This is a genomic window from Streptomyces coerulescens (assembly GCF_042657965.1).
Classification (GTDB): Bacteria; Actinomycetota; Actinomycetes; order Streptomycetales; family Streptomycetaceae; genus Streptomyces; species Streptomyces coerulescens.
In genome coordinates this window covers 579,220-594,031 of sequence record NZ_JBHSKM010000002.1, presented here as the reverse complement: position 1 = coordinate 594,031, position 14,812 = coordinate 579,220, and the positions used below count along the sequence as shown (strand labels likewise).

The window sequence follows — 14,812 nt, the reverse complement described above, 5'->3', positions numbered from 1 at the left end:
CACGTCAGATCACTCCGTTCGACTTGAGCAGGCGCAGCTCCTCGTCACCGAGGCCGAGTTCGCCGATGTAGACCTCTTCGTTGTGCTGGCCGAGCAGCGGGGAACTGCTCACCTCGACCGGCGAGTCGGAGAGTTTGAGCGGGCTGCCGACGGTCACGAACTCGCCCCGCTCGGGGTGCGGCACGGTGACGACCATCTCGTTGTCGACCAGCGAGGAGTCCTCGATGATCTCCTTGGTCGACAGGATCGGCCCGCACGGGATGTTGTGCGCGTTGAGCTTCTCCAGCACCTCCCACTTGGGCAGGGTCGAGGACCACTCCTCGATCAGCTGGAACATCTTGCTGAGCTTGGGCAGCCGGGCCTCCGGCGTCGACCACTCGGGGTCGCCCGCGAGTTCGGGCCGACCGATGAGCTCGCTGATCGGCTGCCAGCCGACGGGCTGCACGATGACGTACACGTAGTCGTTCGGGCCGCCCGGCGCGCACTTGACCGCCCAGCCCGGCTGACCGCCGCCGGACGCGTTTCCCGAGCGGGGAACTTCCGTGCCGAAGTCCTCGTTGGGATATTCAGCGAGCGGCCCATGTGTCAGGCGCTGCTGATCCCTCAGCTTCACCCGGCACAGGTTGAGTACAGCGTGCTGCATGGCCACGTTGACCCGCTGCCCACGCCCGGTGTTCTCGCGCTGGAACAGCGCCGCGAGAATCCCCGCGACGGCGTGCACACCCGTCCCCGAGTCCCCGATCTGGGCTCCGGTCGCCAGCGGCGGCCCGTCCTCGAAGCCGGTGGTCGACATCGACCCGCCCATGGCCTGCGCGACGACCTCGTACGCCTTGAAGTTGGTGTACGGACCGTCCCCGAACCCCTTGATGGAGGCATAGACGATACGCGGATTGATCTCCTGGATGCGGTCCCAGGTGAAGCCCATCCGGTCGACCGCGCCCGGCCCGAAGTTCTCGACCATGACGTCGGAACGCCGGATCAGCTCGGTGAGGATCTCCTTGCCGCGCTCGGACTTGGTGTTGAGGGTGATGCTCCGCTTGTTGCAGTTGAGCATCGTGAAGTAGAGGGAGTCGACGTCCGGGAGGTCGCGCAACTGCTTGCGCGTGATGTCACCGGTCGGCGCCTCCAGCTTGACGACATCCGCGCCGAGCCAGGCGAGCAGCTGGGTCGCGGAGGGCCCGGACTGCACGTGGGTCATGTCCAGGACGCGGATGCCTTCGAGAGCCTTGGGCAAAGTGCCCGTGGTGCCGGTCATGCAGGCCTCCTCACTTGTACATGGTCTGGTTCATGGTTCCGGGGGCGTACGCGTCCGGGTCGACCCAGACGTTGATCAGCGACGGCTTGCCGGACTCACGGGCGCGCCGCAGCGCGGGGCCGATGTCGGCGGGGTCGCGGACCTCCTCGCCGTAACCGCCCAGCATCTGCGCGAACTTGTCGTAGTGGACGTCGCCGAGGGTGTTGCCGACCCGCTCGCGCTCCAGGCCGTACTTCTGGGCCTGGCCGTAACGGATCTGGTTCATCGAGGAGTTGTTGCCGACGATGCCGACGAAGGGGAGGTTGTAGCGGACGAGCGTCTCGAAGTCCCAGCCGGTGAGGGAGAACGCCCCGTCGCCGAAGAGCGCGACGACCTCCTTGTCGGGCCGCGCCTGCTTGGCCGCGAGCACGAACGGCACCCCGACGCCGAGCGTGCCCAGCGGGCCCGGGTCCATCCAGTGGCCCGGCGACTTGGGCTGCACGACCTGACCGGAGAAGGTGACGATGTCGCCGCCGTCGCCGATGTAGATCGAATCCTCGGTGAGAAAGTCGTTGATCTCGCTGACCAGCCGGTACGGGTGGATCGGCGAGGCGTCGGACTTCAGGCTGGGCAGCCGCTTCTCCAGAGCGGTCTGCTCGGCCGCGCGCAGCTCGTCGAGCCACTCCTTGCGCTTGGACGCGCCGCCGTTGACGCGCCCGGAGGCGGCTTCGGAGACCGACTTCAGCACCAGGCCGGCGTCGCCGACGATGCCGAGGTCGATGTCGCGGTTCTTGCCGACGGTGCGGTAGTCGAGGTCGATCTGCACGACGGTCGCGTCCGGCGACAGCCGCTTGCCGTAGCCCATGCGGAAGTCGAAGGGGGTGCCGACGATGACGATGACATCGGCGTTGGAGAACGCGTACCGGCGTGACAGCTGGAAGTGGTGCGGGTCGCCGGGCGGCAGCGTGCCGCGGCCGGCGCCGTTCATGTAGGCCGGAATGTTGAGGGTGCGTACGAGCTCGATGGCCGCCTCGGTGCCGCGTGTCGTCCACACCTGGCTGCCGAGCAGAATGGCCGGCTTCTCGGCGTGGACCAGCAGGTCGGCGAGCTTCTCGATCGCCTCGGGGTCGCCGGCCGAACGGGTGGAGGCACGGTAGGCCCCCTCCTTCGGCACACGCGCCTTGCTCACCGGCACCTTCGCGTCGAGCACATCGCGCGGGATCTCCAGGAAGGAGGGCCCGGGCGCACCGTGGTAGCACTCGCGGAACGCCATCGACACCATGTCCGCCGCGCGTGCCGTGTCCGGCACGGCCGCCGCGAACTTGGTGATCGGCGTCATCATGTCGACGTGCGGGAGGTCCTGGAGGGACCCCATCTTGTGCTGGGTGAGGGCGCCCTGGCCGCCGATGAGCAGCATCGGTGACTCGGCGCGGAAGGCGTTGGCGACACCGGTGACGGCGTCGGTGGTGCCGGGACCCGCGGTGACGACCGCGCATCCGGGCTTGCCGGTGAGACGGGCGTAGCCGTCCGCGGCGTGGGCTGCGACCTGCTCGTGACGGACGTCGACGACCTCGATGCCCTCGTCTACGCAGCCGTCGTAGATGTCGATGATGTGGCCGCCGCACAAGGTGTAGATGCGGTCGACCCCCTCGGCCTTCAGCGCCTTGGCAACGAGATGACCACCGGAAATGACGTCCTGGGTGTCGTCGGGCATGGCGAAGTCCTGTCCCTTCGTAGGGGGTGGAACGGCTCTCGCGGTACATTGCATACAGTCGACGAATACTGTATGAACCTTGTTATCCCGCATCCGGTGGGTGGTGTCCAGGGGGCGTGCGGCACTTTTGAGTCAGGAGCCGGAATGGACCTGTACGAACACCAGGCAAGGGAACTTTTCGAAGAGCACGGCATCTTGGTGCCGCGGGCGGAGGTGACGGACTCACCCAAGGAAGCCCGCGAGATCGCCCGCCGGTTCGGCGGCCGCGTCGTGGTCAAGGCGCAGGTGAAGACCGGTGGCCGGGGCAAGGCGGGCGGTGTGAAGATCGCCGCCGATCCGGCGTCCGCCGAGATCACGGCACGCCAGATCCTCGGCATGGACATCAAGGGCCACACGGTCGGCAAGGTGATGCTGGCCCAACCCGTCGACATCGAGACCGAGTTCTACGTGTCCTACGTACTCGACCGCGCGGCGGGCGGCTTCCTCGCCATCGCCTCCGCCGAGGGCGGCATGGAGATCGAGGAGGTCGCCGACACCCGGCCCGAGGCCGTAGCCCGTATCCCCATCGACCCGGCCGAGGGCGTGACCTCGGCGAAGGCCGGCGAGATCGCCGAGGCGGCCGGTCTGCCGCCGCAGACCGTCGACGTCCTCGTCAGGCTCTGGGAGGTGCTGGTCCGCGAGGACGCGCTGCTGGTCGAGGTCAACCCGCTCGTGCGCACCGAACAGGGTCAGATCCTCGCCCTCGACGGCAAGGTCACGCTCGACGACAACGCCCGCTTCCGCCAGGCCCGGTGGGGCGCCGAGGGCGTCGAGCACGACGACGCGCTGGAGGCCGCGGCCGCGGCCAAGGGCCTCAACTACGTCAAGCTCGACGGCGAGGTCGGCATCATCGGCAACGGCGCGGGCCTGGTGATGTCGACCCTTGACGTCGTCGCGGGCTGCGGCGCCCGCCCCGCCAACTTCCTCGACATCGGCGGCGGTGCCTCGGCCCAGATCATGGCCGACGGACTCTCCGTCATCCTCTCCGACCCGGCCGTGAAGTCGGTCTTCGTCAACGTCTTCGGCGGCATCACCGCATGCGACGCGGTCGCCGACGGCATCGTGCAGGCCCTGGACAGCGTCCAGTTGACCAAGCCGCTCGTCGTACGCCTCGACGGCAACAACGCCGCCCGGGGCCGCGCCATCCTCGACGGCCGCGCCCACCCCTTGGTCCAGCAGGCCACCACCATGGACGGCGCCGCGCTGCGGGCCGCCCAACTCGCCGCCGCCACAGCCTGAGGAGACACGACGACATGGCCATCTACCTCACCAAGGAGAGCAAGGTCCTCGTCCAGGGCATGACCGGCGGCGAGGGCATGAAGCACACCCGGCGGATGCTCGCCGCCGGGACGAACGTCGTCGGCGGCGTCAACCCGCGCAAGGCGGGCCGCACCGTCGACTTCGACGACCGTGCCGTCCCCGTCTTCGGCTCGGTCGCCGACGGCATGAACGCGACCGGCGCCGACGTCACCGTCGTCTTCGTGCCGCCCGCCTTCGCCAAGGCGGCCGTCGTCGAGGCCGCCGACGCCGGCATCCAACTCGCCGTCGTGATCACCGAAGGCATCCCCGTCCACGACTCCGTCGCCTTCACCTCCTACGCGAAGGCGCGCGGCACCCGCGTCATCGGCCCCAACTGCCCCGGCCTGATCACCCCCGGCCAGTCCAACGCGGGCATCATCCCGGCCGACATCACCAAGCCCGGCCGTATCGGCCTGGTCTCCAAGTCCGGCACGCTCACCTACCAACTGATGTACGAGCTGCGCGACATCGGCTTCTCCACCTGCGTCGGCATCGGCGGCGACCCCGTCGTCGGCACGACCCACATCGACTGCCTGGCCGCCTTCCAGGACGACCCCGACACCGAACTCATCGTGCTCATCGGAGAGATCGGCGGCGACGCGGAGGAACGCGCGGCCGCGTACATCCGTGACCACGTCACCAAGACGGTCGTCGGCTACATCGCCGGCTTCACCGCACCCGAGGGCAAGACGATGGGGCACGCGGGCGCGATCGTGTCCGGCTCGTCCGGCACGGCGGCGGCGAAGCAGCAAGCCCTGGAGGCGGTCGGCGTGGGAGTCGGCAGCACGCCCACCGAGACCGCGCGCCTCGTGCTCGACCGCCTGGGCGCCGAGGCGTGACGTCACTCATAGTCCATGTCAGGTCACTTTCAGGTGCACCCGCGCCTCGCTAGCTTCCGCCATAGCCATCACCAACCGCCCCCGACTGTGCACCGAGAGCGGAGACCCCCATGGCCACCACCCTCACCCTGAAATCGGGCACCTCCTGGGCAGACGCCTGGCAGCGCTGCCTGACCGTCGCCCCGGAGGCCTTCCGGGACGACCGTGTCCTCAACCTCTGGAACTCCACCTGGCAGGCCGACGGCCGCGCCCTGCCCGCCACCAGCCCCGTCGACGGCAGCCCCATCGCCGGCCCGCCGCGCCTGGACCGGGACACCGCCCACCAGGGCGTACGCGCCTCACTCGACCAGCACCGCGCGTGGCGGCACATCCCGCTGGAGGAACGCCGGGCACGCGTCGCGGCGACCCTCGACGCCCTCACCCAACACCGTGAACTGCTCGCCCTGCTGCTCGTCTGGGAGATCGGCAAGCCCTGGCGGCTCGCGCGGGCGGACGTCGACCGGGCCATCGACGGCGTGCGCTGGTACGTCGACGGCATCGAGCCGATGGTCGCAGGGCGGGCCCCGCTGAACGGCCCGGTATCCAACATCGCGAGCTGGAACTACCCGATGAGCGTGCTCGTTCACGCAGTGTTGGTACAGGCACTGGCAGGCAACGCGGTCATCGCCAAGACCCCGACCGACGGCGGTGTCGCCTGTCTGACCCTGGCCTGTGCGCTCGCCGCCCGCGAGGGGATACCCGTCACCCTCGTCAGCGGCAGCGGGGGCGAGCTGTCCCAGGCGCTGGTGCGGGCGCCCGAGATCGGCTGCGTCTCCTTCGTCGGCGGCCGCGACACCGGCGCCGCGGTGGCCACGGCCGTCGCCGACCTCGGCAAACGACATGTACTCGAACAGGAGGGACTCAACACCTGGGGCATCTGGAACCACACCGACTGGGACGCGCTCACCGCGGTCATCCCCAAGCTCTTCGACTACGGCAAACAACGCTGCACGGCGTACCCGCGCTTCGTCGTCCAGCGTGAGCTGTTCGACGAGTTCCTGGCGGCGTACCTCCCGGCGGTGCGCACCCTCAAGGTCGGGCACCCCCTGGCGGTCGAGCAGCCCGACGACCCGTATCCGCAGCTGGACTTCGGGCCGGTGATCAACGCGGCCAAGGCGAAGGAGCTGAGCGACCAGGTCGCCGAGGCGATCGACCGGGGTGCCGTGCCGCTGCACCGGGGCGACGCGTCCGACGCCCGCTTCCTGCCCGGCCAGGACACCTCGGCGTACGTCCAGCCCGTCACCCTGCTGAACCCGCCACCGTCCTCGCCGCTGCATCACGCGGAACCGTTCGGCCCGGTCGACACCATCGTCCTGGTCGACACGGAGGCGGAGCTGCTGGCGGCGATGAACGCCTCCAACGGCGCACTGGTCGCCACGCTGTCCACGGACGACCGGGCGACGTACGAGCGACTGGCGCCGCAGATCCGCGCGTTCAAGGTCGGCCACGGAAAGCCACGCTCACGCGGCGACCGTGACGAGCTGTTCGGCGGGTTCGGCGCGTCCTGGCGCGGCGCGTTCGTCGGCGGCGAGCTGCTGGTGCGCGCGGTGACACAGGGACCGGCGGGGGAGAGGCTGCCCGGGAACTTCCCGGAGTACCAGCTCCTTCCGTGAGCGGTGAACCACGGGGCATCGGCCGGCCGGCGAACCGGTCAGCCGATGCCCTGCCGGTCCGGACGCAGCGCGAAAGCGCGGTCCGTCGCGCTCTGGGCGCTTTCGTCGATCGCCTGGCGAAGCAGCTCGCGGTGCCGCAGCACAGGCTCCCGCCGATCCGGACGGGCGAGCAGCAGCAGGTCGTCCAGACCGGCCAGCATGCGTCGTGACACCTGTGGGCTCGCGAGGGCACACCCGCGTACCTCGGTGAACCCGAGATCCACCAGCTCGGTCCACCCCGGTACGGGCTGCACCAGCCGCACGGTCCCGCTGCGGTCCCGGTGCAGGGCGACGTCCAGCGGTTGCCGGGACAGCGCCGCCAGGAGCTGTACGACGCGGTCCAGCGCCTGCACGGCCGTCGTCGGATCGTTGACCGCCGGCGACAGGGCGCGCAGCGCGATGTCGCACAACTGCCGCAGACCGAAACCGAGATCCTGGTGGTAGGTCCGCTCCACCCCGACGGAGGTGGTGTAACGCAGTGCGCCGAGCGGCGGGGCCGCCCCGCCGTGGACCGCCAGCAGGGGCGTGCCGGGCACCACGAAGTCCCCGATCCGCGGGATCAGCCGCAGCACCACGCCGTGCCTGCGGGCCGCCCGCACCAGCCGTGCGATGTCCACGTCCCGCAGTACCCCCGCCCGCCCCTCGTGGGGCACCCACGCCGTCGCGGAGCCGAGTTCGGGGGTGTCCGGGCCGCTCGTGGGCGGCGGCATCGAAGCGACCGCCTTGAAGGACTCCGTGGCGATCCGCGCGATCACGTAGCTGATCCGCATCAGCCGCAGAGTCGTGTTCACGTACAGCACGAAGAGCAGCAGGCTCAGGGCCACCATGCAGAGCGTGAGGATCGACTGCACCAGCGGCAGCGTCGTCACGTCCCGGGGGTCGTCGGCGGTGTCGAAGGCGGTCAGCACCAGCAGGGTCAGCACGAACGTGGCGAGGAAGACCGCGAAGGTCGCCTTGGTGATCCGGCTGCGGACGAAGAGCCGCACCACCCGCGGGGTGAACTGCCCGCTCGCCATCTGTACGGCGACCAACGAGATGCTGAACACCACGCCGATGAAGGTCATCATCGCCGACCCGACGGCGCTCACCACGGCCTTGGCGTCCTGCGCGAACCGCAGCAGATCGCCGAGCGTCTCGTAGTCGCCGTCGTCCCGCAGCGCGTCCACGATGGCCGTGTCGAGCGCCTGCGCCGCGAGCCACACCACGAAGACAGCCACCATCGCGGCGGTCGGGGCGAACCAGAACGTGTCCCGCAGATGCTCCCGGAAGGGCGACAGCGCACGCGGGCGTCGACGCGCGTGCGGGCTCTGCGTAACCAGCCAGTCACTCATGGTGCGACCCTAGGCGCAACGGCGCGCGAGGTCCCGGACCCCCGCCCGGTGGAAGGAAACGCAGGTGAAAGGCGCTCCGAAAGCTTGGTATTGTTGTCCACGTCGCCGAGGGGAACACCCCCGGCAAGGCGACAGACACCTGGTCCGGGTGGCGGAATGGCAGACGCGCTAGCTTGAGGTGCTAGTGCCCTTTATCGGGCGTGGGGGTTCAAGTCCCCCCTCGGACACTCTCCATCAACTGCGGCCTCGGCGCCGGGTCCCCTGTGTGGACGGCTCCCCGCTCGCCTCGCGGCACCAGCCCGTCCGGACCTGCTTCAGGCCGTCCTGGGCCGCGCCCGCCGAGCCTGTCACTGATACTGAGAAAATGGGCAAACTCGGGCGATACGCCCCAGCGAGCCGACGGGGCGAAGACGTGCCACCGAAGGCCGGGTCACCGGAAGCCGGCCAGACGGCCCGTCACAAATCGGCCGGCCGACGTCTGCTGGCGCTGCGAAAACCGCGCACAGTCGCCGGTCAGGTCTTCCTGCTGCAACTGGTCGTCGTCCTGCTGCTCATCGCCACGGCCGTGACGGCGCTCGTGATCCAGGACCGCAACCGCGCGATCCAGGAAGCCAAGGACCGGTCACTGGTGGCGGCCGAGTCGTTCGCGAACGCCCGGGGCACCGCGGAGGCCATGGAGAGCGACGATCCGACGGCCGAACTCCAGCCACATGCCGAGGCGGTGCGCAAGAAGACCGGCGTCGACTACGTCGTGGCGCTGAGCCCCTACGGCTTCCGGTGGACCCACCCGGACGAGGACGAGATCGGGAAGCACGTCTCCACCTCCTACGGCCAGGCGCTCGAAGGCGAGCCCCACCAGACCACTTTCGACAGCAGTCTGGGCAAGGCCGTCGACTCGACGGTGGCAGTCTTCAACGACGAGGGGACCGCGGTCGGCCTCGTCACCGTGGGGGTCACGGTGGACAAGGTGACCAGTGTCGTGCAGCAGCAAGTGCCGGTGATCTTCGCCGCCGGCGGTGTCGCGCTGCTGCTGGCCGCGGGCGGGTCGGCCCTGGTGAGTGGGCGCTTGCGGCGTCAGACCCGGGGCCTGGGACCGGTGGAGATGACCCGCATGTACGAGCACCACGACGCGGTGCTGCACGCGGTCCGTGAAGGCGTGATCATCCTGGACGGTGACGGAAGGCTGCTGCTGGTCAACGACGAGGCCCGCCGACTCCTCGCACTGCCGCCGGAGGCCGAGGGCAGGCCGGTCACCGGACTCGGTCTGAGCCCGGCCCTGGCCGCACTGCTGGGATCGGGCCGGGCGGCCACGGACAAGGTCTTCCTGGCCGGGGACATCCTGCTCGCGGTCAACGTGCGGCCGGTGGGCCCGAAGGAGGGCAGCGTGGCCACGCTGCGGGACACCACGGAGCTGCGCGCCCTCGCGGGCCGGGCGGACGTGGCGGGCGGGCGCCTGCAACTGCTCTACGAGGCCGGCACGCGGATCGGCACCACCCTCGACATGAAGCGCACCGCCGAGGAGCTGACCGAGGTGACCGTCCCGCGCTTCGCCGACTTCGCCACCGTCGAGCTGGTGGAACCCGTGCTGCAAGGTGGTGAACCGACGGGGGCGAGTACGGCCATGCGCCGCATCGCAGCCACCGGCATCCGGGAGGACTCGCCCCTCCACCCTGTCGGGACGCTGGTGCGCTACGCGCCCGGCAACCCCGTGGCCACCGGGATGACCACGGGCCGCCCGGTTCTCGTGGAGCACCTCGCCGGGGCCGACGGATGGCGCTCCCAGGACCCGGAGAGGGCCCAGCAGGTCATCGCATACGGCATCCACTCCATGATCTCGGTGCCGCTCCAGGACCGGGGCCAAGTGCTGGGGGTCGTGCAGTTCTGGCGGTCGGAGCAGGACCCCTTCGAGCCGGACGACCTGTCACCCGCCGAGGAACTCGCCACCCGAGCGGCGGTGTGCATCGACAACGCGCGGCGCTACTCCCGCGAACACACCACGGCCGTCACCCTCCAGCGCAGCCTGCTGCCCGGCGCGCTCCCCGAGCTGTCCGCCCTGGAGGTCGGGCACCGGTACCTGCCCGCCCAGGCAGGGGTGGGCGGCGACTGGTACGACGTCATCCCGCTGCCCGGAGCCCGGGTGGCCCTGGTGGTCGGCGACGTGGTCGGACACGGTCTGCACGCCGCCGCGACGATGGGTCGCCTGAGGACCGCCGTGCACAACTTCGCCGCCCTGGACCTGCCTCCGGACGAGCTTCTCGCGCACCTGGACGACCTGATCACCCGGATCGACGAGGACGCGGCGGCCGAGGGCAACACCGAGGCCGTCACCGGTGCCACCTGCCTGTACGCGGTCTACGACCCGGTCTCCGGGCGGTGTGTTCTCGCCCGGGCCGGTCACCCCGGTCCGGCGCTGGTCTCGCCCGACGGCTCCGTGACCTTCCCCGACATCCCCGTCGCCCCGCCACTCGGCCTGGGCGGAGGGCTGCCGGTCGAGACGGCCGTACTCCAGCTGGCCGCCGACAGCCGGCTGGTCCTCTACACCGACGGCCTGGTCGAGGCCCGAGACCGTGACATCGACATCGGGCTCGGCATGCTCAGGGAGGCGCTGGCCGCCAGTCACGGCGCCCCCCTGGGCGACACCTGTCAGGCGGTGCTGGATGCGATGCTGCGCACCAGGCCGAGTGACGACGTCGCCCTGCTCGTGGCCCGCACCCGGCTGCTCGACCCGGATCAGGTCGCGGAGTGGGAGGTGCCCGACGACCCCGCGGCCGTCCCCCGGATCCGCGCCGAGGCCACTCTCAGGCTGGAGTCCTGGGGGCTCGGCGAGGCGGCCTTCACGACCGAGCTGATCCTCAGCGAACTGGTGACGAACGCCATCCGGTACGGAAAGAGCCCCATCAGGCTGCGGCTGCTGCGCGACCGCGACAGCCTGATCTGCGAGGTCGCCGACGGCACCAGCACCTCCCCGCACCTGCGCCGCGCCACCCTCACCGACGAGGGGGGCCGCGGTCTGTTCCTCGTCGCGCAGCTGTCCCGCCGCTGGGGGACCCGGTACACCGACCGAGGCAAGATCATCTGGGCTGAGCAGGCGCTCGACGGCGAAACCGCCGGAAACCTGAGCGGTCTCCCGATCGCGCACCTGTGAAACGGGACGGAAACCGGACACCGCACGCCCCGGGGGGTGTGGCGTCCGGAGCGTTCAGGAGCCGTCGTCCACCGTGATGTACGGGATCTTGGCCGGGTCCCGGCCGAAAGCGGCCCCGAGATAGACGGCCGACAGTTTGGCGAGCGTCCCGTCATCGATCAGCTGCTTGATGATCCGGTCCAGCTCGTCCCTGTTGGGCGACCCCGTCGGGTACAGGGCGCCGTACCCCTGATTGGTCCTGTACTGGCCCACCAGGCTCACTTTGCTCCCCTGCTTCTGGGGATACGCCAGCAGGATGGTCGTGTCGTGGATGACCGCGTCGATCCGCCCCTGCTCCAGCGCCGTGATCATCTCCGGGTCGTTGGCGAAGGCGGTGACGGGCTTGGCCGGCTTGATGCGGTCCTCGACGAACTCCTCGCCCGTGGTGCCCTCGGCCACGCCGATCCGGACGTCACGGATGTTGTCCTGGTTGATCTTCTCACCGTCCCTGATCAGCAGTCCCAGGGTCGAGGAGAGGTAGGGCGGGGAGAACTCGGCGACCTTGGTCCGTTCCGGGGTGATCGTGATCTGCGCCAGGGCCAGGTCGAAGTCCTTCGTCCGGCCGGACACGACCTCCGGGAACGGGGCGTTCTTCACCTCGACCCGGTCGAGTCCGGACCGGTAGGCGATGTTGGCGGCCATGCAGTACTCGTAGCCGCTCCTGACGGACTCCGGCGTGTCACCGTTCCACCAGCCGGGCGCGGGCAGGGTCGTCTTCACCGTGAGTGCGCCCGCCGTCTCGGGTGACAGATGAAACTCCCCGTGATGTCCCGAGACCTGGCAGTCGCCGTACTGGGCGTCCGACGACTCCGATCCGCCCTGGTCGCATGCCGATGTCGCGACGATGAGCGCCCCGCTGACAGCCAGAGAGACGATCGCTGCCGCGGCGCGCATCATTGCACCTCCGGTAGGGGCATACTCCTCGATTCACCATAAATCACCCAGGCCCATACGGCCGCAATGGCCACGTGGGAGGACTCCCGAGCGCCGGTCCGGTCATCGGGTCGTCGGGTCGTCCACGCGAGGCGACTCCTCGGCGCTCGGCCGTGCCCGGTGAAGGGACCCACCGGAAATTCCGTGGCCCCGCCGCCCCGCCTCTCCCTACACTCACCACGACATCGTGACCAGTGAGGGGAGCCCGGCCGTGCGTGACCACGTCGCTGTTGCCGCTCCCCGTTCCCGGTCCTTCCGGTCCGAGGTGATCCTGGTGTCCTCGGCCGTCCGGTGCCCGCTGCGCGGCCGGCACCGGATGCCCGTGACGAACCTCTGACAGCGCCCGAGCACCTCGACCTCCCTGCCCCGGCCCCTTTCTGACGTGCCGCAGGACATGCTCGCGTGCGCCCACGCACCGTCGTCCGGGAATCGCGCTGACCCCTTTCCGTTTCCGGAACATCCGAAAGGCCAAGGGCCGTGCGCACCAACCTCGACACCCTCGCCGTCATCCGCAACCTCGGCATCCTCGCCCACGTCGACGCGGGCAAGACCACCGTCACCGAGCGGATCCTGTACGCCACCGGGACCACGCACAAGCGCGGCGAGGTCCACGACGGCACCACCGTCACCGACTTCGACCCACAGGAGCGCGACCGGGGCATCACCATCTTCGCCGCGGCCGTGAGCTGCGCCTGGGACGGTCACCGCATCAACCTCATCGACACTCCCGGCCACGTCGACTTCGTGGACGAGGTCGAGCGTGCCCTGCGCGTGCTGGACGGCGCGGTCGCCGTGTTCGACGCCGTCGCCGGCGTCGAGCCGCAGAGCGAGTCCGTGTGGCGGCAGGCGGACCGGCACGGGGTCCCGAGGATCGCCTTCGTCAACAAGCTGGACCGCGTCGGAGCGGACCTCGACAGGGCCGTCGAGTCGATCAGGGATCGGCTGCATCCGACGCCGCTGGTCGTGCAGTTGCCCATCGGCGCGGAGGACGGCTTCCGCGGTGTCGTGGACCTCGTAAGGATGCGGGCGCTGGTCTGGGCCGACGGCGCCGACACCTTCGTGGTGGAAGAAGTGCCCGGAGAGCTGAGGGAGGAGGCCGAGCGGCGTCGGCGGTTGCTGGAGGAGGTCGTCGCCGAACTGCACGCGGGTGCGCTGGAGGAGTTCTGCGCACGGTCGGAGATCTCGGCGGACACACTGGTCGCCGCCTTGCGCGAACTGACGCACACGGGCGACGGCGTGGTCGTGCTGTGCGGCTCGGCCTACCGCAACCGTGGGGTGGAGCCGCTGCTCGACGCGGTCGTGGCGTATCTGCCGTCGCCGCTCGACGTGCCTGCCGTACGCGGCCTGCACGAGGGTGCCGACGACGAGCGGTCCGCCGATCCGGCGGCGCCGTTCGCGGCGCTGGCGTTCAAGGTGAGCGCGACGCCGACCGGACGGCTGACCTATCTGCGGGTGTACTCGGGAACGATCGGGAAGGGGGACACGGTGCTGGACGCGACCGCCGGACGCACGGAGCGGATCGGACGGATCCTGCGGGTGCAGGCCGACCGCCACGCCCAGGTGGACCGGGCCGTCGCCGGGGACATCGTGGCCGTGGTCGGTCTGAAGTCGGCGCGCGCGGGCTCCACGCTCTGCGCACCGGGCGCGCCGCTCGTCCTCGAACCGCCCGGCGTGGCCGACCCGGTGGTGTCCGTCGCGGTCGAGGCCCGCAAGTCCACGGACACCGGCCGGCTGGCTTCCGCGCTGGCGCGGCTGGCCGAGGAGGACCCGTCGCTGGTCGTGCGGACCGACGCGGAGACCGGGCAGACGGTGCTGTCAGGGATGGGTGAACTGCATCTGGAGGTCGCGGTGGAGAAGATACGGCGGGAGGCCGGCCTTGACGTCAACGTCGGCCGCCCCAGGGTGTCGTACCGCGAGACCGTCGGCAAAGGCGTGACCGGCTTCGTCTTCCGGCACGTCAAACAGGACGGCGGGGCGGGCCAGTTCGCGCACGTCGTGCTCGACGTCGAGCCCCTGGAGACGGGGTCCGGCTTCGAGTTCCGCTCGGCCGTGGTCGGCGGCCGGGTGCCGCAGGAGTACGTCCGTGCCGTGGAGGCCGGCTGCCGGGACGCCCTCGCCGAAGGCCCCCTCGGCGGTCACCAGGTGACCGGGCTGCGGGTCACCCTCACGGACGGGGCGACCCATGTGAAGGACTCCTCCGACACCGCCTTCCGCACGGCCGGCCGCTTCGGCCTGCGCGACGCCCTGCGCTCCTGCGCGATGGTGCTGCTGGAGCCGGTCGTCGAGGTCACGGTCACCGTGCCGGAGGACGCCGTCGGCACCGTGCTCGGCGACCTGGCGGCACGGCGCGGCCGTGTCTCCGGCTCGGTCACCCGGGCGGGCGCGGCGGTCGTCACGGCATCGGTGCCGCTGGCCGAGCTCTTCGGCTATGCGACGCGGTTGCGCAGCCGGACCCAGGGCCGGGGCACCTTCACGGCCCGGCCGACCGGCTACGCGTCGGCGCCGGTGACGACACCGGCCCGGTGATCGACGGGTACGGCCCCACTCG

The 14,812-nt window shown here is 70.4% G+C and carries 9 protein-coding genes and 1 tRNA gene; 6 read left to right on the top strand and 4 right to left on the bottom strand.

The window, feature by feature from the left end; genetic code table 11:
* Positions 1 to 4: 4 nt before the first annotated feature.
* Both frc and ACFPQ9_RS04145 read right to left on the bottom strand, forming a co-directional pair.
* Positions 5 to 1,255 (bottom strand): formyl-CoA transferase, encoded by a 1,251-nt coding sequence (gene frc / locus ACFPQ9_RS04150; protein ID WP_380846630.1) that lies wholly within the window; start codon positions 1,253 to 1,255, stop codon positions 5 to 7.
* A 10-nt stretch (positions 1,256 to 1,265) separates the two neighbouring features.
* Positions 1,266 to 2,948: a thiamine pyrophosphate-binding protein gene (locus tag ACFPQ9_RS04145; protein WP_380846627.1), complete on the bottom strand. Its 1,683-nt coding sequence runs from the start codon at positions 2,946 to 2,948 to the stop codon at positions 1,266 to 1,268.
* Between the two features lie 144 nt (positions 2,949 to 3,092).
* On the opposite strand from ACFPQ9_RS04145, the gene sucC reads away from it, so the two are divergent.
* The 3 genes from sucC (at position 3,093) to ACFPQ9_RS04130 (ending at position 6,777) form a co-directional block, all read left to right on the top strand.
* Positions 3,093 to 4,226, top strand: coding sequence for an ADP-forming succinate--CoA ligase subunit beta (sucC, locus tag ACFPQ9_RS04140; RefSeq protein WP_380846624.1), 1,134 nt, complete (start codon positions 3,093 to 3,095; stop codon positions 4,224 to 4,226).
* A gap of 14 nt (positions 4,227 to 4,240) precedes the next feature.
* The gene (sucD, locus tag ACFPQ9_RS04135; RefSeq protein ID WP_380846621.1) at positions 4,241 to 5,125 is read left to right on the top strand and encodes a succinate--CoA ligase subunit alpha; all 885 of its coding nucleotides are present in this window, start codon (positions 4,241 to 4,243) and stop codon (positions 5,123 to 5,125) included.
* A gap of 110 nt (positions 5,126 to 5,235) precedes the next feature.
* Entirely contained in the window at positions 5,236 to 6,777 is a 1,542-nt protein-coding gene (locus ACFPQ9_RS04130; RefSeq protein ID WP_380846618.1) for an aldehyde dehydrogenase family protein, read from the top strand.
* A 38-nt stretch (positions 6,778 to 6,815) separates the two neighbouring features.
* On the opposite strand, the gene ACFPQ9_RS04125 is transcribed toward ACFPQ9_RS04130, so the two are convergent.
* A complete protein-coding gene (locus ACFPQ9_RS04125) occupies positions 6,816 to 8,147 on the bottom strand; it encodes a DUF2254 domain-containing protein (RefSeq protein WP_380846615.1) in 1,332 nt (443 codons plus the stop codon).
* Between the two features lie 142 nt (positions 8,148 to 8,289).
* On the opposite strand from ACFPQ9_RS04125, the gene ACFPQ9_RS04120 reads away from it, so the two are divergent.
* Together ACFPQ9_RS04120 and ACFPQ9_RS04115 are read left to right on the top strand one after the other, a co-directional pair.
* Positions 8,290 to 8,374 (top strand) — tRNA-Leu (locus ACFPQ9_RS04120).
* Positions 8,375 to 8,511: 137 nt separating this feature from the next.
* Positions 8,512 to 11,292: a SpoIIE family protein phosphatase gene (locus tag ACFPQ9_RS04115; protein WP_380846612.1), complete on the top strand. Its 2,781-nt coding sequence runs from the start codon at positions 8,512 to 8,514 to the stop codon at positions 11,290 to 11,292.
* A gap of 54 nt (positions 11,293 to 11,346) precedes the next feature.
* On the opposite strand, the gene ACFPQ9_RS04110 is transcribed toward ACFPQ9_RS04115, so the two are convergent.
* Entirely contained in the window at positions 11,347 to 12,225 is an 879-nt protein-coding gene (locus ACFPQ9_RS04110; protein WP_380846609.1) for an ABC transporter substrate-binding protein, read from the bottom strand.
* A gap of 516 nt (positions 12,226 to 12,741) precedes the next feature.
* Here ACFPQ9_RS04110 and fusA point away from each other — a divergent pair.
* Positions 12,742 to 14,790 (top strand): elongation factor G, encoded by a 2,049-nt coding sequence (gene fusA / locus ACFPQ9_RS04105; RefSeq protein ID WP_380846606.1) that lies wholly within the window; start codon positions 12,742 to 12,744, stop codon positions 14,788 to 14,790.
* Positions 14,791 to 14,812: the final 22 nt, after the last annotated feature.